Below are 18,450 nucleotides of genomic sequence, written 5' to 3'. Positions count from 1 at the left end.
GACAACGGCTCCTCAGCCTATTCAGTAGGTTTCGGTTTTATTTACTGCAAACTTACCAACTAATTGTGGGTTATTGTAAAGCAAAACACATACTAACTTGCACTTTTTCACGAGCTAAAGCTAGTTACTTCGCTGCGCCTTGCTTATTTGCTTCTGGTACTTCAACTAAACGGCCGGTTTTGCAATCGTAGATATAACCATAAATTGGAATATACGCTGGCACTAATGGATTAGCGCGAATACGCGCAACATCCTCAACGACTGCTTTTGCGTTATCTTTAAACGTTAGCCAATTGATATATTTGCCTTCTGTTGACCCTGGCGTATCACCATTATCATGCCAACCATTTTCATCAACGCTGGCTGTATCTAAACTTGAAGCCAACAGATCACCCATAATAGTTGAGTCAAATAACTCCATACCACAATCGGTATGGTGTATGACAAACCATTCGTTAGTCCCTAAAAGCTTATGAGAAATCACAAGTGAGCGAATAGCATCGTCGCTAGCTCTGCCGCCTGCATTTCGGATGACGTGTGCGTCACCTTCCGCTAGTCCAGCATATTTTGCGGGATCTAGTCTTGCATCCATACAGGTAAGGATGGCAAAGCCTCTAGCAGGAGGTAATGCTAAGTCTGCTTTGTCACCAAAACCTTCTACATACTTTTCGTTTGCAGCAAGGACTTCACTTTTAATTTCACTCATTGTATTTATTTCCTATGTTGTTCGCTTCAAATATTGATTTTCTCCGTAGTCCAATACTAAACGCAGAATGGATTAAGGAGTCAATACTTATACCTATAGTAAAACATAAAAGCTCACCCAAAAGTTAAGCTCTACTGTTTTCGCTATAAACACGATTCACATCGGAATGTTTTTCGTCTACACTCAAGCTTGGTCGGCGTAAGGTATTGGGCCGATATCCAACCAAGCTCAAAATACAATAATAAGGAAATCCATGTATTTTATCGCTCCATTTTTATGTCTGCTTCTTTTGTTCTCTAGTTCGGCCTCGGGCCTCGTTACCAACAAGACGCAAGTCTTTATTGCTAACCAACTTATCGAAAACAAAAACGCCACCCGCACCAAAAGAATCGTTGGACGTTCAAGAGCCGAAGGTTGGGCCGAATTACATTTTGTGGTGGGTACTGACGGTGTCCCGTTCAATATTACTATTTTACAAGCAAGTAAAGACCCTCAAATTAACCAAAGTGCTATTCGCTATGTAGAGAACTTACGATACTCGCCAGCAATATTTAAGGGTGAAGCCGTTTTGTCTACAAACACGTTTTCGTATCGCTATGACATCAGTTTTTACGGCAGCAATAACGACGGCATAAACCCCAAGTTTGGAAGAATGTATGACGAAATTGACAACAAGATTTTAAAAGGGGTTCTAGCTGATCTTGATCCATTGTTTGCACGCTTAGAAGAAGAGGAAACCAAAAATCTAACTGAGCAGGCTTTGTTTGCATGGCTGCAAACAAGCTATCATGCTCGAAAGCAAAGCTGGCTAGACTACAGAGAAAATCTACTTGTTGCCAATTCATTACGCGACATTCTTCCGGTCAAAATTGCAGTAAAAAATACCCAAAACTTAATCGCTTGGTATCAGTATAAAAAACAATATACCGATGCGATGTTGACCGTAAATAACCTACTGATGTTTGAACGCGTTAAATTTGATGAAGCAACATACCAATCATTTATAGAGCCTTTGTATTTGACGCTATCGATTAACGAGCCCAATGCAATAAGCGTTACCTTAGGTGAAACCCAAGCGTGGCAGCACGTACTTCCCAGAAAAACCTTTAGTATTGAGTTGTTAAGCGGTGATGTAGATTCCATCGAATTAGGCTGTGCCAACTACTGGCAACGCATAAGCCCTGAAGACTTTAGCCAATATAGCATTGGCGATGACTTTGTAGATTGCTCTATCTTGATTAAGGGTGCGGCTAATAGCAAAATCGCGTTTACTGAAGAAGGGCCGCTAATTGGAAGATGGCAAAATCCGCCGGCTTTCCCTGCCAATTAAACGCAAACACCAAAACGAATGCTTTCATATTGCTAAAACCTTTGCTTTACTAAAATAAAAGTGCCAGCCACATTTTGCGCGACGCAGTTGACGCCCACTGTCCTTGCAAGTCCTTTTCTAGCTCGGGATATTTAGGGCTTTCATAAGCGCTATTGTAACGGCTAAGGACTAGCATAAAATCACTTGGGTTTATGGCTTTACTAGCATGTGGCCAGTTTGCACCACTGGCTGCTGGTACTAGGTACTCAATGGCCTTCACCAAGCTTTTATTTTCCCAAAACGGTATATTGGCTTTTTGTGCAATGTTTGCAATGTTAGTGAGTGCTTCTAAATTAAAGCTGCTGTAAAAATACCCGCGGGTGCGGCTAAGTTCATGAGGCTGAGAGCCATCTTCTGCAATTTGATTTTGCATCGTTTGTATCGCCGAGGCCACATGATGTTTAAGTGAACTTGTATCGCCTAAGTACCACGACAAGGCACTAAGCTGAAAGAAATACCACGAACCGTGGTTGTTTGCTTGTAGTGCCCCCGATTTACCCAATTTGCTTGTTGTTAACCAGTTCAAGTAATCACTCAGCCAAGCATTCATATTTTCATTGTCTTTTGGCGTCCACAAAGCTGACGTCTGCAACATCGCGATAGAATCCAAAATATGTGTAGACACCAAACGCCCGTCTAACATGCCTGAACGGCGCTTTTTATCAATGCCGGGGACGCTTTGAGCATATTCTAAATGCGGATTCATACGCGTTTCTTTACTCAAAAACCAAACCCGAATAAGTTCAACGGCTTTTTGGGCATAGCGCGGGTCCTCTGAATAATAATAGGCATAAGCAAGCATTTGCACTGTGTCGGCCATTTTGCCAAAGCGCTTGCGGTCAACCGCATCCGTTTGGGTCTGAGGGTTCGTTTGACCATCTTTTCGAATCCACGGCAAGCCGTCTTTTTTCGTTGGGTCGGGCCACCAATAACGACTAATACTCAAATAATCGTTATTGTTGTTTGAAGGTGGCTTTATGCTTTTATGGGTAACTGAAAAAGGCTTAATATTCAGGGCCTTGTCAGCATATTTAAATAAGGCCTTTTGCGCACTTATTAGAGAATCATTGGAGGCTGCGCCGGAAGATGATGCTTTTTTAGCAAGCAGTTGCTGTTCATCGATGAGTACAAATGGATTGTTTTGGGCACTTAGCAAAGGTGCGCTACAAATAAGCAAGAAAACACTTAAGACAAGATTTTTCACACTTGATGACCTTCTTGAGGGACTTAAGAAACAGGGAGCAGCCTATTTATTTTCTGGTTTTCAGATATATGTAAAGACGGCCCCCATTTTTATACTATTTCAAATCCATTTCCTGAATAATTTCGTGGGCAATTTCAGGCGTGGTCACTGTGGGTTTTTCATGCAAGTCACTTTTTAACTGTCCTTTGCGGTGTTTAAGTGCTGCGTTTAATTTTTTACTGGCTTGGGTGATAGCGGGATACATTACGTCGCCCTTTCCTTTTACGCCAATACTCGTACCTTCATATTTTGTGGCAACTTCTGCTGTATACTCGCCATGCTCTTTTCTCACAATAATATCTATCGCGATAAGACTTGGGAAATGGCTCGCTATTTTCGTAAACTTTTCTTCTACATCTTCTACAACCGACGCTGAGATATCACAATGGTGACCTGAAACATTTATTTTCATAGATTTTCCTCTTTGCATTAAAAACGGTTCTTGTCTTCATAATAGACCTTGGGACAAGATAAGCAAATACAAGCGACAATTTTCTTTTTGCTCTAAAACTAAACAAAGCAGTAGAACTAGTATCGAGCCTTACTTCACCCTGATAGAATGGACCATGCAGACGAAAATGAGACAAATATGACCCACAATCACAACGACAAAAATACTTTGCCAGATGTTCAAAAAAACACCGACATAAGCGCAAATGAAAGCGACGGTAGCTTTGGTCGCCACAGAATGTCGTATCGCGATGTAGCTATGCATAAAGTTATGTTACAAGATATTGTGCGCACCGAAGCCTACGCTAAAGCCATAAATGAGGTCGTAAGGCCAGAGCACCGAGTGCTCGATTTTGGCTGTGGTAGTGGCATATTGTCGATGTTTGCGGCCCGTGCAAAGGCCCAAAAAGTGATTGCGGTAGACCGTTCTCCTTTTATTAAAAATGCACAAAATATCGCACTTGCTAATGGCTTTTCTAGCATCGACTTTTATCATGATGACCATCAGTCACTTGTGCTTGATGAAAAGGTAGATGTTATTGTGTCTGAATGGATGGGGCATTGTTTGTTTTACGAAGCCATGCTTGAGCCACTGCTTAGCTTGCGCGACCGCTATCTTAAAGAGGGCGGCACAATGATACCAGGCGAAGTCAGTTTACATATTGGCTTGGTCACCGACGAAGACGTACTCGACGATTTATGTTTTTTACAAGATAAACCCTATGGTTTTGATTTTGGGCCTATTGCGCATGTCCCGCTGCAGCAGTCAGATTTAGTTGCACTAGAGCCTGAAAGCATACTTGAAAGTGTGGCTGATTTGGGTTCTTTAGATATGCATACAATTCAAAAGTCCGCCTCGCCGCGCAGCTTTAGTGCCACCATAAACCCTAGCGAGGAAAGCGTGGTTTATGCCTTATGTGGTTGGTTTAGCACACAGCTTAGCAAAAGCGCTTACTTTAGTACCGGTCCAAACGATATACCAACCCATTGGGACCAAATATTATTTCCCCTACCGCAAGGTTTTGCAGTAAGTCCAGACAAGCCGATTACCATCACCTTATCGCCGTTAACTGAAGAAGTTGGCAAAGAACAGTTTTGGTCTTGGTCAATTTCAGACACCGAGCAATCAATTAGCGTGAACGAACAAGCCCTGCAAGAGCTAGAACCCAAACAAATTGAAAATGGTAAGCTGTAGTGAATACGTACTACTGCAATATTGTACGGTGCTATTAATAATCACATTGAGACTAAAGATCCTTAAGCGGAATTGTTTCAGGCTTAAGCAACTTGGATGCTCTTATGACCACCGGTATGGATTTAGAGGTAGGCGTGTATGAACGGTCGCCCACACTATCAATTGGCACAAGGGGATTTGTTTCGGGATAATATGCTGCTACGTTTCCTTTGGGAATGTCGTAAAAAACCAATTGGAAATCGTCAAGCTTGCGCGTTGTCTTATCTTCCCATATTGACTCTAGCTCTACTTTTTGTCCTTCTTCCAACTGTAATTTTTTAGCATCTCTGGCATTTATAAAAATCACTCGCCGCTGATTTTTAACCCCCCTGTAACGATCATCCATCCCATAAATAGTAGTATTGTATTGATCATGAGAACGTAAACTCTGCAAGGTAAATACCATTTCTTTTTTCGCCGATACCGCAGATACTAAACGTTCTGTTTCAGCTGAATAAAGTGAATTTGGTATGGGTGAAGCACTAAAATTGGCCTTTGCATTGGATGTATTGAATTGCAAATTTGCCGCTGGGTTGTCTAAATGAAAACCAAATTCTTGTGCTATTTTCTGATTGAAATCTTCAAAGCCAGCAATCGAAGCGGAGATTAAATCTCTAATTAACCCATAATCATCTCTGAGTGATAACCAGTCTATTTTATGGTTGCGTTCATCTGTGCATGCATTTATTACTGCATCGGCAATGCGAGCCACAATGTCGGTCTCTGACAAACACAAGGCCGACGGCGGTGTTGAAGTGCCAGCGGAAGCGTGTACCATGCTAAATGTGTCTTCAACGGTTACTTTTTGCGCCCCACCGCGCTGCTTGTCAATTTCAGTTCGACCCAAACAAGGCAGGATCAGCGCGTCTTCACTGACCATAAGATGGCTTCTGTTAAGTTTGGTGCTTATTTGCACATTTAGCTTAGCTTTGGCCATCGCTTTTTCGGTAAATCTTGTGTCAGGGGCTGCCGCAGCTAAATTACCACCAAGGCAAATTAGTACGCGACTTTTTTCATCAAACAATGCTTTTAATGCAGATTGTACATTGTGCCCATGCTGTTTGGGCATGGGTAACTTAACATGCTCGCCTAGTCTTTTTAAAAAATCGTCAGATGGTTGTTCGTTTATACCCATGGTTCGATTTCCTTGCACATTGCTGTGCCCACGCACAGGACTTAGTCCAGCGCCAGGTTTGCCAATTTGTCCCAACATAAGGTGCAAGTTAGTAAGTTCTTTAATGGTTTCAACTGAGTGTTTGTGCTGAGTTATCCCCATAGCCCAAGTACTAATAAGGCTTCGACTACTTGCGAGTATTTCAGCAGCTTCAAAAATCTTAGCTTTGTTGATACCGGTTTGTGACTCTATTTGCGCCCAATCAGATTGCTCTACTGCTTTTCGGTAATCATCAAAACCACAGGAATGCTGAGCAATAAAGCGCTCATCAATGGCTTGAGGAAAAGTCTCAATAATGATTTTCGCCATCCCTCTTATTAGCGCAAAGTCACTGCCTAACTTTGGTGACAAATAAAGGTGGCTTATATCGGTACTTTTAGGGGTAAGTAGCTCCAAGGGCTTTTGAGGGCTTGCAAATTTTTGCAGTGCGACTTCTTTTAGATTATTTATCGCCACAATTTTACAACCCGCTTTGGCCGCTTTACGCAGAGCATTCATCATACGCGGGTGATTTGTGCCTGGGTTTTGTCCAAACACAAAGATAGCGTCAGCCTTGAAGAAATCATCAAGAACAACCGTACCTTTGCCAACACCAATCGACTCGTTTAGTGCAACACCACTTGCTTCGTGACACATATTAGAACAATCGGGAAAGTTATTGGTACCAAATACACGCCCAAATAACTGATATAAATACGACGCTTCGTTACTTGCGCGGCCAGAAGTATAAAACTCTGCTTGATTAGGCGACTCTAGCGCGGTCAAATGGGTTTTTATTAGCGCAATAGCGCTGTCCCAAGTAATAGGCTCATATTTGTCGGTGCCCGCATTGTAACGCATTGGTTGACATAAGCGGCCTTGATACTCGAGCCAATAATCACTTTGATTTTTAAGTTTTGAGACTGTATATCGCTCAAAAAAGTCAGCACTTAACGTTCGCTCAGTTGACTCCCATGCAATTGCTTTTGCACCATTTTCACAAAAATGTACGTAACCTTCTTTACTGTCACCCCAAGCGCAACCAGGGCAATCAAAGCCACCGCTTTTATTCACTCTTAGTAAGTTCTTAATATTCGCTTTGACGCGTTTACTCTGCAACACTTGCTTAAACGTAGAACTAATTGAGTTGATACCACCGGCTCTACTAGGTTTATTTGTTTCAGACATTTTCAGAAGCCTTTAGGTTGCTTGTTTTCATAAAGCCACTTTCAAGCTCACTATTTGGTGGCGAGTACACAATTGGCGAGTCTTTTTTGGGGATATGAACAAGGGTCACCTTTGCACGATTTGCCAGTTGCAAAGCTAGCTGGCTGGGAGACGCAAAACTGACCAATGTGGTGATCCCCAAACGAACAATCTTTTGCACTAGCTCAGCCCCACAGCGACTTGTAACGAGGACCGCATGTTTATCATAAGCTAATTTGTTCAGCAAAATATTCCCGATGAGTTTATCTAAGGCATTGTGGCGCCCAATGTCTTCGCTGCTAGCTTGTATTGCGGCTTGCGAATTGAGTAAAAATGCGCCATGCATTGCGCCTGTTTCTGCTGATAGCGTTTGATATTGGGTGACTTGTTCTCGCATGCCGCTGAGCAAACTGGCATCAAATGAATAGCCGCCTTGCTCATCGTTAATATTGTTTATTTGATGAAAAGTCTGCACAAGTGCCGCCGAGCCGCAAATACCACACCCACTGCTCCCTTTTAGTAGGCGAATACGTTCTTTAAAGCGGTGAAAGCTGCGATTAGATAAACTAATTTTAAGACTTAGCCCCAAATCTATATCGCTTGTTGCAGCGTTAGGCATTGTTTCATATTCTATTTCGATGTCTTTTACATCAATCACACGCTCAATAATGCCTTCACTAAACAAAAAACCTACAGCGAAATACTCTAGGTCTTGAGGTGTCATCATCATAACAGCGAAGGTAATCCCGTTTAACTCAATTGCCACCGCTTGCTCTTGAGCAAGCGGGTAGCCTTCATCTTTAGAGTCAATATTCATATGGTTCGCATTAATACCGTTTGCACGTAAACAATGTAGGTAAAATAAGCTTATAGACTCTGCTATTTATTAACAATTTTTTTTGTATAAAAGACCCTTAGTTGACAAGGAATATAGTTGGTAGAGAAACATTGCAAACTAGCCTAGTGCTAAATCAATTTGTGTATACGAGCTAATAATATTTTGCACAACGCACGGTGCTGCACAGTATTGCCAGCACCGCGTTTGCTCATCATTTCGATCACTTTGACCTTCTCTTTAATAAGGATCAGCGCAATATGCACACCGCTAATAAAGTGCTGTACATTTACTTCCGTATTTTTATCCAAGTCTAATCCTGCTTTTTGTAACATCGACATATACGCTTGGGCAACATACTTATTTAACGCCGAAGTACTGTTTAGAATAGCCTCCCCTTCCCAAGCTTGTTCGGTGCCATCGTTCGCAATTATGTAGCCGTAGGTATCTAGTTGGTCAAGCGCTACCATGTCGCTAAGTGCTGCATTAAAGTCAATATTCTCTAGGTTTGTATCACTAGGGTCTGCGCGAAAACGGTCGCTATTTCCGATAAATAAGTCAAAGGCGGCGGCTCGCCCCATTGAACGCAAAATATCCTTATTATTTAGAATCGCATAACTTTTTGTACTTGGCTTTTTCTTTTTGTCCTTTTTCGACATGTTTAAAGAATCAGCAAGATCCTTATTCGCGATATCGAGGAAATTTTCATCTACTTCTACAAATTCTTTTTTTAGTGCCAAATTGTTTTGCATAAAAGCGTGATCGGCGACTATCTGTTTAAGTACGCCAAGATCATTATTACCGGGTAAATTTATCGCATTTATTTGCGCTATATCAGCGGCGCTTAAGTTCACCGAACCGGGTAAATTAGGCAAAATATCAAAAGCCATAGCTTCTACGCTTTCACTGCGGGCCTTAAAATCTTCGTTAGATTCACTTTGTGAATGGCCTTCAAACTTGATGATGAGTGCATCGTTGTTTGCGCCTTTTAAAATAAACACGGTTTTGCCAGGCACTTTTCGAACTGAAACGACTTCACCGGCAACAAGGGGTTTATTGAATTTTAAAACACATTGCGCAACCGCGCCGGTACTTTTATGTTGAATTTGAATATGTTCTTGATTTGTTGATTGAGCGCCTTTTAATTGCCCAGTAGCTGCGCCAGTAAATGACATTGCTTTGGCCCCCATCACATCGGCCTCTTGCTCTAGACTAGAGTCATCGTTTATAGCCGCCTTACCTTTGAGCTGACGAGTTGGCTGCACCCGCCCTTGCCTTTGCTGTGCAACATGCCAGGCTTCGTGGGGCAAGTGCTGTTCTTGACCTGGCGCTAAGTGAATATCATCGCCTTGCGCATAGGCATGTGCGTTTAACTCGGCTGGCTTATTGGAGTTTCGGTGTACTGTTACCCCATCCATAGCTTGTCCGGACAGCGACTCAATCCCTTCCTGCAATTGAATTGGCAGACCTAAACCTTGCTGTTTACTCACCTTTTTTTGAGCATATTTGGTGGCTTTTACTTGCTGCGCTTGCAACTGTAAGGTGCGCGTATTAGTGAACGGCGCTTGACCTTTTTTTGCAAAACCTTGCTTGCGGTGTCATCTTCTTGGGTATTCAAATTTCGTTGAACCTGATGATACTCAGCCATATCTTTCCCCTCTCGTTGCCTACTTTATCCCGATTGGAACACTGTTATACAACTCAAAAGGTCAATACTGCTGCCGCAGACCCAGTATTCTTGCTTTCACCTGATATTATGCCTTTCGTGCGAATAATACAATTCTGCCTCAGTTGCTAAGGCGCCTAAGGCAATTACCTTGTTCTTAGTTTGTAAATAGATGAATTTACTCTACACTAATATCAGCACACGCATCTTAGCCTTAGCGAGTGAATAAGCAAACAGCATATGTCTAGAAGGGTTAAGGAAATGTCAATTAAACGCAAGTACTGGAAACGATCTATCGTTGTGACTGTCGTGTTGTCGATTATTTTGGTGAGTTTATGGGTATTGATGAACAATTACCGTTTAAACGAAGCACAGTTACCCACACCGCAAAGCGCAACGGCGCTTATACAAGACAAGTGGGGTAAGCATAAAGAATCCAGAGAACAGCAAGAACATCATCCTCTACAAATGCTTAAAACCGGCGTTTATGTGCAATCCCTGCAGTTTTTTAACTCAATCGACGTAAATGTAACGGGCTATATATGGCAAAAATATGAGTGTAGTAATTTTACTGCGATGATGGAAGCCGCAAATCGCACCATTAAAAACTGTAAAAATACCCATATCAATATTCCTAAACCAGGTGAAGTAGGCTTTATTTTGCCTGAGCAAGTCAATTCTGGCAGTGACATTGAGCCAAGGGAGGTATATCGCAAGCTTTCTGAGACTAGCAACTATATGGTGATTGGTTGGTATTTCGAAGCGACTTTACGACAACCTTTCGAATACGAGACATATCCCTTTGACCATAAAACAGTATGGATCAGATTGTGGCCCAAAGACTTTTCAGAAAATCTGATACTATTTCCCGATTATGATGCCTATGATGCAACCGACATCACTGACATTTTTGGTATTGAACAAACCATGGTACTCGGCACATGGGAACGAGAAGACACCTATTTTGACTATGAATTTACCGACTACGACACGAATTTTGGCATTGAGCATTATATAGGCAAAACTGATTTTCCTGAGTTGCGCTACAATTTTGTGATTAAACGCAAATTCGGTAACGCCTTTATTATTTATTTACTACCTTTGTTTTTAGTCGCTGTTTTATTGTTTGCAGCGATGCTCACCGTGACCGATGACAAAAAAATATCAGATAAAATAGGCTTTAACGTAACGGGCTTTATTGGTGCAAGTTCGGCCTTATTCTTTGTGGTTATGTTGGCGCATATCCAGCTGCGCGAGCAGTTTGCCGGTTCGGGCATTGTGTATATAGAGTACTTTTATATTCTGATGTATGCATTTTTGGTTATTTCAACCACTAACACTTACTTGTTTTCATCGGGCTCAAAGCTATTCGGTGGGCTGTTATTGAAGGAAGACAACCTCTTACCTAAAGTTGCGTTTTGGCCAGTACTTATTACTTCGCTTATCTTAATCACGATAAAGGTGATGGTGTCAGCGGTGAATTAAACGTTAAAATGGCTTTGCTTTTCACGCACATTTCAAAGCGATGAAGCAGCAAAGCCTAAGCAAAAATATATAAACTTTACGGACAAACAGAAAATTAGTTATTATGAGCAAATTAGTAGCGATACAAATGACCAGCAGTGCATCAATTGAAGATAACCTGAATACGATTGAAGCGCTGGTCAAACAGTCTTGTTCCACCGAAGATGAAGCCATTGTCGTACTTCCCGAATGTGCTACGCTTTTTGCTTGCTCGGGGCAACGAATGTTAGCCCTTAGCGAAGCCATAGATGATGGACCAATTCAAACTAGGTTGGCACAATTAGCAAAAACGACGAACACAATATTGGTGGCTGGTAGCATGCCTATTTCCTGCCCCGTATCAAAAACCACAGGCTCAAAAACAAATAAGAAATATTACGCCTGTTCTATTGTCTTTGGCCAAAACGGTAAGCGAATTGCCGCCTACAATAAAATACACTTATTCGATGTGCAGGTAGAAGACGGCACTGGCACTTATGAAGAATCTAAATATACCGAGCGCGGCACTGCCCTAAGTGTTGTTGATTTAGGCTGGGCGAAACTTGGGCAAAGTATATGCTACGACCTACGTTTTCCTAAACTTTACGCCGCCATGAACTACCCCGAAATTATTGTTGTGCCCAGTGCATTTACAAAAGTCACGGGGCAAGCTCACTGGCACGCACTTTTAAAAGCAAGAGCGATTGAAAATCAAGCCTATGTTATAGCCGCCAATCAATGGGGACGCCATGAAGATGGCAGAGAAACCTACGGTAACAGTTGCATATACTCGCCTTGGGGTGAGCTTATGAGCATACTAGAAGAAGGCAGCGGCGCAGCAATAGCTGACTATGATGAAAAAAGCTTGTTAAAAGTTCGCCAAGCCATGCCTGTATCAGTGCACAGTCAGGCACTTTCACTGGCTGGCACTATTAAGGATTAAGCGCTTAGCACTTTAACGATTGACCTTATGGCAGCTAGTACATCCACCAGAAACCTTTCCAGCAAAAAAATAACGAGGTTCTTTTAAGGACGCTGCTCCCTTTGCTTGATCAACTTTTGCGACAAAGTCTTGCATATAATCTTGCATGAAAGGATGGTTCGCGCCGGCGTTTCCGGCTTTTAAGTTAGACGCAATTTTACTCATATTCTGCAAAGCACTGAGAACTTGCTGGCGTTGATTCTCGACGCCGGCTTCGGTTTTATCATGTGGCGTCATCAAAGCCTGGTCGAGCAAACGCATTTGCTGTGCAAGCTTGGCCATATCTGATTTAAGCTCAGCTGGCTCGGTATATTTGAAATCAGGTGGGTAAGTAACTTTGCGCATATTACTTGCAAACTGACTGTTGCATCCCATTACGAGCAAACTTATTAAGCCAACGGTGAGAAGCTTCCTACTTACTTTTCGTTCTGATTTATACATACATGCATACTCCTTTGAGTACATACTAAGACTTAACAAAGCACTAATTTTGTGTTGACTAATAACACCTTTAATTTGAAAAGTCCAAAAATAATGAGCTTGCTTAGTGCTTTTTAATTAGAAAGCAAATAGGCATTTTTAGCCAGATATTTTTATACCCTGCGTTCATTTTACATTTGCTATTGACGTATAGCATTGCGTTAAAGATTTTCTTTTGACCTCGATTTAGGTTATGTTTTGATCAGGGTTTTGTTTAGTAATAGTTGACTAATGAGAAAATCAGGGCGAGTCATTAGTGTTTTTATTACATTTTTGTTGCTGCTAAGTCAGTCTTGCTTTGCATCGGACAATAAAAAACGATTGCTAATTTCAATTTCATCACAGTTTCCACCCTATACCATCGATCATGTCCAAAAAACAGGAATAGACCCTGAACTCTTATCAATCGTTATGGAACAAGCAGGATACGAGGTTGAGTTTGTGCCAACACCATCAAAGCGACAAAACAGCGTTTTGAAACGTCCGGAAATTGATGCCGCAACGGGGTGGGTAATCAATAATTTATCTGGATGCCATTTATCCAAACCCTATCGTTACTGGTTGAATGTATTAATTGCGCCCGTTGGAACGGTTATAGCAGAACTTGCTGACCTAAAAAGCAAACGACTAGCTATATTTCAGGGCGCGGAGATTTATATTGATAACTTTGCCGAAATAACCAAAGACGTCGAATTCATTATTGAATCTGCGTCTTCACTGCAAGCAGGGCGGCTGATTTATGGTGAAAGAGTTGACGCGTATATCGGAGACTATACGGGATACTATTACGCACTTCAGATGCAATATGGCAAAAAAGAAGCCGATCGTCTGTCAGATATAAAGTATTTCTTTAATAGTAATCCGCAGCGAATATGCTTTAAAGATAAAGCTATCAGGGATAGATTTGACGAAACACTATCTGAGCTGATCTCTGAAAAGGTCTACCAGCAAGTTTACGACAAATACAGTTTAGGTTTTAGCGCTCACTTTTTTGGTACGACAGAAGGTAAACCCTAATGACACATAGTAATTTGAAGGTGGTTCATGATAAAGAGCACCAGCGATTCAACCTAAAAGTCGGCACTGAAACAGCTTGGGTCGACTATAAACTGCAAGATGGAACGATGTATCTTGTACATAGCGAGGTACCCTATAAACTAAGGGGTCAAAGCATCGGGAAGACCTTAGTGGAACTGACCTTTGAGAAATTAACTGAGGAAAACTATTCTGCAGTCGCGGTTTGCTCCTACATAAAGGCTGTGAAAAACCGCAGTGAAAAGTGGAAAACAATTATTGCTTAAAAAGCACTTAATTCATATTTGCACGTAACAAGAATCATAAAGTAAACAAACAAAGAACAAGGCATAATGAACAATTACAAAAAAGCATATATAGCAGGCGGTTGTTTTTGGGGAATGGAAGACCTCTTTCGGGTGCGCCCCGGTATAGTTGATACTGAGGTAGGCTACCAAGGCGGAGAAAACGATAATCCAAGTTACCAAGATCATCCTGGCCATGCCGAAGGCATAGAGCTCACCTACGATCCTAGTCAAACTTCCTATCGCGAAATACTCGACTTCTTCTTTCGAATGCACAATCCAACCACGGTTGACCAACAAGGTAACGATATGGGATCAAGCTATCGGTCGGCAATTTTCTACCAAAACGATGAAGAAAAACAAATTGCACAAGACATGATCAAGCTAGTTGATGAATCAGGAAGATGGCCAGACAAAGTGGTTACCACCTTAGAACCCTTCGCGCCATTTTGGCCAGCAGAAGATTACCATCAAGATTATTTGCTGAAAAAACCAAACGGCTATACCTGTCACTTTATAAGGTTTGAAGAAAGTTTTATTTAAGACACAACGCTTCCAATGAAGGCTTACCTTGTCGTAGGTAAGCCTTTGCTTTTAAATTCCTAAATCTACCGTTCTACAATTTTAGTATCAGTTAAATTTTCAATCCTTGTGAAATGTTTGCATGATTTATTGTAAATGTGCTCTGCCCGCTCAAAGCTTGAAATCATAAACAGTATACAAATCAATGCACTATAAGTTAAACGCAGCTTTGGCGTTGTCCTTGCTCTACCTATTGTCTCTTACTCATTTATTAAAACTTCAACGAAAGAGGCTATTACTATGACCAACATAAGCACAACCGTTAATCCGTTTACCGAAGCGCCAATAAAAGAATATCAACTAATGTCGACGCAAGAAGCTGATAATGCCATTGCCAACGCTGATTTGTGTTTCCAAAGCTGGGGACAGAAAACGCTGAAGCACCGGTGTGAACTAGCAAGCAACTTGGCTGACGTAATTGAGAAAAACGAAGATGCTTTGGTTGACCTTATGACTAGTGAAATGGGAAAAGTGAAAGCTCAAGGAAAGCAAGAGGTTGAGCTCTGCGCCCAGATTTGTCGCTATACAGCTAAACAAGCCGAGTCGGTATTGGCAGATGAAGAGCGGGATTATGAGCAAGGCAGAGCGATTGTAAGTTATCAGCCCATTGGCGTTATTTTAGGCATTCAGCCGTGGAACTTCCCGCTCTATCAGGTGATTAGGTACAGCATCACTAATTTGGTTGCAGGCAACACCACTGTTATGAAACACGCTGCTAACGTTTTTGGCATGGCAGAAAAAATACAAAGTATGTATGAAGAAGCTGGATTTCCTCAATATTGCTACCAATCCTTACTAGTTGATGGAGAAACCGCATCAGCCCTTATAAGCCATGAAAAAGTGCGCGGCGTGACCTTTACTGGCAGCGATAAGGTAGGCAAAATGGTAGCAGAACAAGCCGCCAAACTAGCCAAAAAGACGGTCTTGGAGCTAGGTAGTAACGACGCATATTTGGTCTTAGATGATGCTGATATAGAGCTTGCGGTAAAAACCTGTGTCAAAGCGCGGGTAATTAACAACGGCGAGACCTGCGTGTCGGCCAAGCGCTTCATTGTTACTCAAAAGAATTATGATGCTTTTACCGAAGCCTTTGTCAAGGCGATGAAAAATTTGAAAATGGGCGACCCTACTGACCAAGATACCGACCTAGGTCCCATGGCCCGAAAAGACTTGCGTGATGAATTACATGATCAGGTTTGTCAGTCAATTGCAGCCGGTGCAAAACCGCTTTGTGGCTGTGAAATTCCAGATAAGCAAGGTTTCTTTTATCCAGCCTCTATTTTAGGAGATGTGGCGCCTAACATGCCCGCTTATGATGACGAATTATTTGGCCCCGTTGCGGCGCTGATTAAAGTCAAAGATGACGAAGAGGCTATGCAAGTAGCCAATGACTCTCGCTATGGGTTAGGTGGCGGCATTTTCTCTAAAAACGAAGAAAAGGCCATTGAGATGGCCACTCATCATTTTGACACAGGTATGGTCAATATAAACGGATACGGATTAGCGCAACCTAATTTACCCTTTGGCGGTGTTAAAAGCAGTGGCTATGGCCGTGAGCACGGTGGCTTCGGCTTGCGAGAATTCGTAAACATAAAATCGATAATGATTGCTGAAACTGCATAATTCGTTATTTAAACAAAAAAGCAGGAAGTCGATGTAGAATCGAGTTCCTGCTTTTCTGTATGATGTGCTTTGTTACCAATCAGGCGCAAAGTCTGGGTCGATTAGGCGCTGGCCTGTATCTATAGTTTTGATTTTACTCATCTGCTCGGGGCTTAGAATGATATTGCGAGCTTCAAAGTTCGCTTTAATATGTTCGGCGTTAGTCGATGCTGGAATAGGCACTAATCCTTGCTGGATTTGCCATGCCAAGGCAATCGATACGGGGCTGGTGTCGTGTTCTTTCGCAATGCTTTGCAACACATCATCTTCCATCACTTTGCCTTTACCTAATGGCATGTAGCCAACAACGTTAATGCTGTTGCGTTGACAAAAGTTAACTAAATCGCTGTTCTGAAAATGCGGGTGCACTTCTATTTGATTACACGTTACGTTCTCTTTGCCTAAAATTGAAAATGCCTGTTCAAGCAACGGTGCTGTAAAGTTAGACAAACCAATGGCGCGGGTGTAACCCTTGTGCATACAACTATTTAAGCTCGTCAGATATTCTTTCATATTGACTTTGTCGTTCGGCGAAGGCCAATGAATCAGCAGTAAGTCGACATAATCAGTTTGTAAGCGCGACAAGCTCTCTTTTACGCTATCTTCAAACTTGTCACTCGCAAAGTTATCAAACCATACTTTGGTGGTTAAAAAAATGTCCTTTCGAGCGACTTTAGATGATGCAATTGCTTCACCCACTTCACTTTCATTACCATAAATTTGCGCTGTGTCTATATGTCTGAAACCTGCGTTTAGAGCCTCGTGAATAGCATTTTTTAAGGATTCACCTTCAAGTCTAAAGGTACCAAAACCAGGATTTGGAATAGTTACTTCATACATTAATATTTTCTCCTCTGCTAAAAACATAAATGAATGAAAGAACAGTGCCAACTCATCATAGCCTATTTGGCTGGGTTTCTAAGCAATACATGTTGCTAGTAAGTGTAAAGCTTGCATAGCTTGTGTAGCGTTTACATTCAAGTTTGCTTGATAATTGATAGCGTGAGTTTTTCGACGTTGTCTAATGATTGCTTATCTGATTCTTTAGCCAATGACGCTAGGTTTTGCTTAGGCATTTGCTCGCTTTCAATTTTTGCAAGAATATTGGGATGAATGTAATACGATTTGCAAATAGCAACGGTATTACCCAGCACCTTCGCAACTTCACCGACTACTTGATTAAGCATCGATTTTCGTGAATTCGATTGGCTAGACGCCAAGGTATAATATGTCTCTATGGCTAAACAGCTTGCAAACCATGTTCTAAAATCTTTGGCGGAATAATTGCTGCCCATGTGAAGTCTAATAAATTCATTAAGCTCATCACTATCAACATCTTGCCACCCTGCTTGCTTATCTTTATAACGAAATAAATTATACCCAGGCTGATCCGAAAATGCCTTAATATGAGCAGCAAGCTCGGGGTCTTCAATATTAACCTCGCGATCTTTATTGCTTTTACCTATAAATGAGAACATGACCCCCTCGTCTAACTCGCTCAGGTGTTTTCTGCGAAGTGTAGACAGGCCGTGAGTGCTGTTCTCTTGCGTATAACGTCTGTTACCAACGCGAATACCTGTTTCGTCTAATATTTTAACCATAGTCGCAAGAACCTGCTCTTTTGAAAAAGCTAACTCCTCACTGAGTTGGCGCTCACAATACTCACGAATCGACGGTAATTTTTTTGCAAACTTAGTCATTTTTGCAAACTTTTTTTGTTGTTGACTCTTCTGCCAATCTTCATTGTAGATATACTGTTTTCGACCTTTAGCGTCACGCCCAAAAGCTTGAATTTTCTGACGTATATCAATACAAATTTGCACATCGCTCCACATAGGAGGGACCGCCAAGTCTTTCATCTGCTTCAGCAAATTCCGGCATTGTATTTTACAATTTTTTGCATCGAAATATTGGAAGCCACGGCCATAGGGCTTTCGATAGCAATAACTAGTTAATTTATCCATGTCTCAGAGTGCCGTATATTTTAGGTTTGAATTCACATTCTGACTTTTCTTCTTGTTGATCAAAACAAAACATCCTTTTTGATTTTTAGTTTTTTT

General features: G+C 41.7%; 17 protein-coding genes. 8 read left to right on the top strand and 9 right to left on the bottom strand.

Annotated elements, in window-relative coordinates; translation table 11 throughout:
- Window positions 1-124 precede the first annotated feature (124 nt).
- Complete coding sequence (locus AC0L6H_RS05605) at window positions 125-706, bottom strand: carbonic anhydrase (RefSeq protein ID WP_473393093.1); 582 nt, start codon at window positions 704-706, stop codon at window positions 125-127.
- 253 nt (window positions 707-959) lie between these two features.
- Here AC0L6H_RS05605 and AC0L6H_RS05600 point away from each other — a divergent pair, with 253 nt between their 5' ends.
- Window positions 960-2,036 carry an energy transducer TonB gene (locus tag AC0L6H_RS05600; RefSeq protein WP_473393092.1) on the top strand — a complete coding sequence of 359 codons (1,077 nt, stop codon included), beginning with the start codon at window positions 960-962 and terminating at the stop codon, window positions 2,034-2,036.
- A gap of 49 nt (window positions 2,037-2,085) precedes the next feature.
- Here the strand turns inward: AC0L6H_RS05600 and AC0L6H_RS05595 are convergent, their stop codons facing one another.
- Both AC0L6H_RS05595 and hpf read right to left on the bottom strand, forming a co-directional pair.
- Window positions 2,086-3,279, bottom strand: coding sequence for an alginate lyase family protein (locus AC0L6H_RS05595; RefSeq protein WP_473393091.1), 1,194 nt, complete (start codon window positions 3,277-3,279; stop codon window positions 2,086-2,088).
- A 94-nt stretch (window positions 3,280-3,373) separates the two neighbouring features.
- Window positions 3,374-3,730 carry a ribosome hibernation-promoting factor, HPF/YfiA family gene (hpf, locus tag AC0L6H_RS05590; RefSeq protein WP_473393089.1) on the bottom strand — a complete coding sequence of 119 codons (357 nt, stop codon included), beginning with the start codon at window positions 3,728-3,730 and terminating at the stop codon, window positions 3,374-3,376.
- Window positions 3,731-3,907: 177 nt separating this feature from the next.
- Between hpf and AC0L6H_RS05585 the strand changes: the two genes are divergently transcribed.
- Window positions 3,908-4,963, top strand: a complete 1,056-nt coding sequence (locus AC0L6H_RS05585; RefSeq protein ID WP_473393088.1) for a 50S ribosomal protein L11 methyltransferase — start codon at window positions 3,908-3,910, stop codon at window positions 4,961-4,963.
- 52 nt (window positions 4,964-5,015) lie between these two features.
- On the opposite strand, the gene AC0L6H_RS05580 is transcribed toward AC0L6H_RS05585, so the two are convergent.
- The 3 genes from AC0L6H_RS05580 to AC0L6H_RS05570 all read right to left on the bottom strand — a co-directional run bounded on the left by AC0L6H_RS05580 (window position 5,016) and on the right by AC0L6H_RS05570 (window position 9,731).
- A complete protein-coding gene (locus AC0L6H_RS05580) occupies window positions 5,016-7,343 on the bottom strand; it encodes an FdhF/YdeP family oxidoreductase (protein ID WP_473393087.1) in 2,328 nt (775 codons plus the stop codon).
- Window positions 7,336-8,178, bottom strand: coding sequence for a formate dehydrogenase accessory sulfurtransferase FdhD (gene fdhD / locus AC0L6H_RS05575; RefSeq protein WP_473393085.1), 843 nt, complete (start codon window positions 8,176-8,178; stop codon window positions 7,336-7,338). The genes AC0L6H_RS05580 and fdhD overlap by 8 nt, the downstream gene beginning before the upstream one ends.
- A gap of 149 nt (window positions 8,179-8,327) precedes the next feature.
- Complete coding sequence (locus AC0L6H_RS05570) at window positions 8,328-9,731, bottom strand: eCIS core domain-containing protein (protein WP_473393084.1); 1,404 nt, start codon at window positions 9,729-9,731, stop codon at window positions 8,328-8,330.
- A 392-nt stretch (window positions 9,732-10,123) separates the two neighbouring features.
- Between AC0L6H_RS05570 and AC0L6H_RS05565 the strand changes: the two genes are divergently transcribed.
- Window positions 10,124-11,347 carry a ligand-gated ion channel gene (locus AC0L6H_RS05565; RefSeq protein ID WP_473393083.1) on the top strand — a complete coding sequence of 408 codons (1,224 nt, stop codon included), beginning with the start codon at window positions 10,124-10,126 and terminating at the stop codon, window positions 11,345-11,347.
- 103 nt (window positions 11,348-11,450) lie between these two features.
- Window positions 11,451-12,308 (top strand): carbon-nitrogen hydrolase family protein, encoded by an 858-nt coding sequence (locus AC0L6H_RS05560; protein ID WP_473393082.1) that lies wholly within the window; start codon window positions 11,451-11,453, stop codon window positions 12,306-12,308.
- Window positions 12,309-12,320: 12 nt separating this feature from the next.
- On the opposite strand, the gene AC0L6H_RS05555 is transcribed toward AC0L6H_RS05560, so the two are convergent.
- Window positions 12,321-12,788: a hypothetical protein gene (locus AC0L6H_RS05555; RefSeq protein WP_473393081.1), complete on the bottom strand. Its 468-nt coding sequence runs from the start codon at window positions 12,786-12,788 to the stop codon at window positions 12,321-12,323.
- A 270-nt stretch (window positions 12,789-13,058) separates the two neighbouring features.
- Here AC0L6H_RS05555 and AC0L6H_RS05550 point away from each other — a divergent pair, with 270 nt between their 5' ends.
- From AC0L6H_RS05550 to AC0L6H_RS05535, 4 genes are all read left to right on the top strand, one after another.
- Window positions 13,059-13,844 carry a substrate-binding periplasmic protein gene (locus AC0L6H_RS05550; protein ID WP_473393080.1) on the top strand — a complete coding sequence of 262 codons (786 nt, stop codon included), beginning with the start codon at window positions 13,059-13,061 and terminating at the stop codon, window positions 13,842-13,844.
- Window positions 13,844-14,128, top strand: coding sequence for a GNAT family N-acetyltransferase (locus tag AC0L6H_RS05545; protein ID WP_473393078.1), 285 nt, complete (start codon window positions 13,844-13,846; stop codon window positions 14,126-14,128). Before AC0L6H_RS05550 ends, AC0L6H_RS05545 begins: the two co-directional genes overlap by 1 nt.
- A gap of 66 nt (window positions 14,129-14,194) precedes the next feature.
- On the top strand, window positions 14,195-14,689 hold the full coding sequence (gene msrA / locus AC0L6H_RS05540) for a peptide-methionine (S)-S-oxide reductase MsrA (RefSeq protein WP_473393077.1): 495 nt from the start codon (window positions 14,195-14,197) through the stop codon (window positions 14,687-14,689).
- A 279-nt stretch (window positions 14,690-14,968) separates the two neighbouring features.
- Window positions 14,969-16,351: an NAD-dependent succinate-semialdehyde dehydrogenase gene (locus tag AC0L6H_RS05535; RefSeq protein WP_473393076.1), complete on the top strand. Its 1,383-nt coding sequence runs from the start codon at window positions 14,969-14,971 to the stop codon at window positions 16,349-16,351.
- 72 nt (window positions 16,352-16,423) lie between these two features.
- Here the strand turns inward: AC0L6H_RS05535 and dkgB are convergent, their stop codons facing one another.
- Together dkgB and AC0L6H_RS05525 are read right to left on the bottom strand one after the other, a co-directional pair.
- Window positions 16,424-17,230 carry a 2,5-didehydrogluconate reductase DkgB gene (gene dkgB, locus AC0L6H_RS05530; RefSeq protein ID WP_473393075.1) on the bottom strand — a complete coding sequence of 269 codons (807 nt, stop codon included), beginning with the start codon at window positions 17,228-17,230 and terminating at the stop codon, window positions 16,424-16,426.
- A 137-nt stretch (window positions 17,231-17,367) separates the two neighbouring features.
- The gene (locus AC0L6H_RS05525; protein ID WP_473393074.1) at window positions 17,368-18,354 is read right to left on the bottom strand and encodes a DNA topoisomerase IB; all 987 of its coding nucleotides are present in this window, start codon (window positions 18,352-18,354) and stop codon (window positions 17,368-17,370) included.
- Window positions 18,355-18,450: the final 96 nt, after the last annotated feature.

Source organism: Glaciecola sp. G7-5 (assembly GCF_055808975.1).
The sequence above is the reverse complement of the archived record's forward strand: the minus strand, read 5'-3'. Positions and strand labels throughout refer to the sequence as shown.

Bases quoted from the DNA above. Each gene is read 5' to 3' on its own strand.
- AC0L6H_RS05600 (WP_473393092.1), top strand. From the start codon at position 960: ATGTATTTTATCGCTCCATTTTTATGTCTGCTTCTTTTGTTCTCTAGT.
- AC0L6H_RS05525 (WP_473393074.1), bottom strand. From the start codon at position 18,354: ATGGATAAATTAACTAGTTATTGCTATCGAAAGCCCTATGGCCGTGGC.
- msrA (WP_473393077.1), top strand. From the start codon at position 14,195: ATGAACAATTACAAAAAAGCATATATAGCAGGCGGTTGTTTTTGGGGA.
- AC0L6H_RS05560 (WP_473393082.1), top strand. From the start codon at position 11,451: ATGAGCAAATTAGTAGCGATACAAATGACCAGCAGTGCATCAATTGAA.
- AC0L6H_RS05545 (WP_473393078.1), top strand. From the start codon at position 13,844: ATGACACATAGTAATTTGAAGGTGGTTCATGATAAAGAGCACCAGCGA.
- AC0L6H_RS05605 (WP_473393093.1), bottom strand. From the start codon at position 706: ATGAGTGAAATTAAAAGTGAAGTCCTTGCTGCAAACGAAAAGTATGTA.
- fdhD (WP_473393085.1), bottom strand. From the start codon at position 8,178: ATGAATATTGACTCTAAAGATGAAGGCTACCCGCTTGCTCAAGAGCAA.
- dkgB (WP_473393075.1), bottom strand. From the start codon at position 17,230: ATGTATGAAGTAACTATTCCAAATCCTGGTTTTGGTACCTTTAGACTT.
- AC0L6H_RS05550 (WP_473393080.1), top strand. From the start codon at position 13,059: ATGAGAAAATCAGGGCGAGTCATTAGTGTTTTTATTACATTTTTGTTG.
- AC0L6H_RS05535 (WP_473393076.1), top strand. From the start codon at position 14,969: ATGACCAACATAAGCACAACCGTTAATCCGTTTACCGAAGCGCCAATA.
- AC0L6H_RS05555 (WP_473393081.1), bottom strand. From the start codon at position 12,788: ATGTATAAATCAGAACGAAAAGTAAGTAGGAAGCTTCTCACCGTTGGC.
- AC0L6H_RS05580 (WP_473393087.1), bottom strand. From the start codon at position 7,343: ATGTCTGAAACAAATAAACCTAGTAGAGCCGGTGGTATCAACTCAATT.
- hpf (WP_473393089.1), bottom strand. From the start codon at position 3,730: ATGAAAATAAATGTTTCAGGTCACCATTGTGATATCTCAGCGTCGGTT.
- AC0L6H_RS05585 (WP_473393088.1), top strand. From the start codon at position 3,908: ATGACCCACAATCACAACGACAAAAATACTTTGCCAGATGTTCAAAAA.
- AC0L6H_RS05565 (WP_473393083.1), top strand. From the start codon at position 10,124: ATGTCAATTAAACGCAAGTACTGGAAACGATCTATCGTTGTGACTGTC.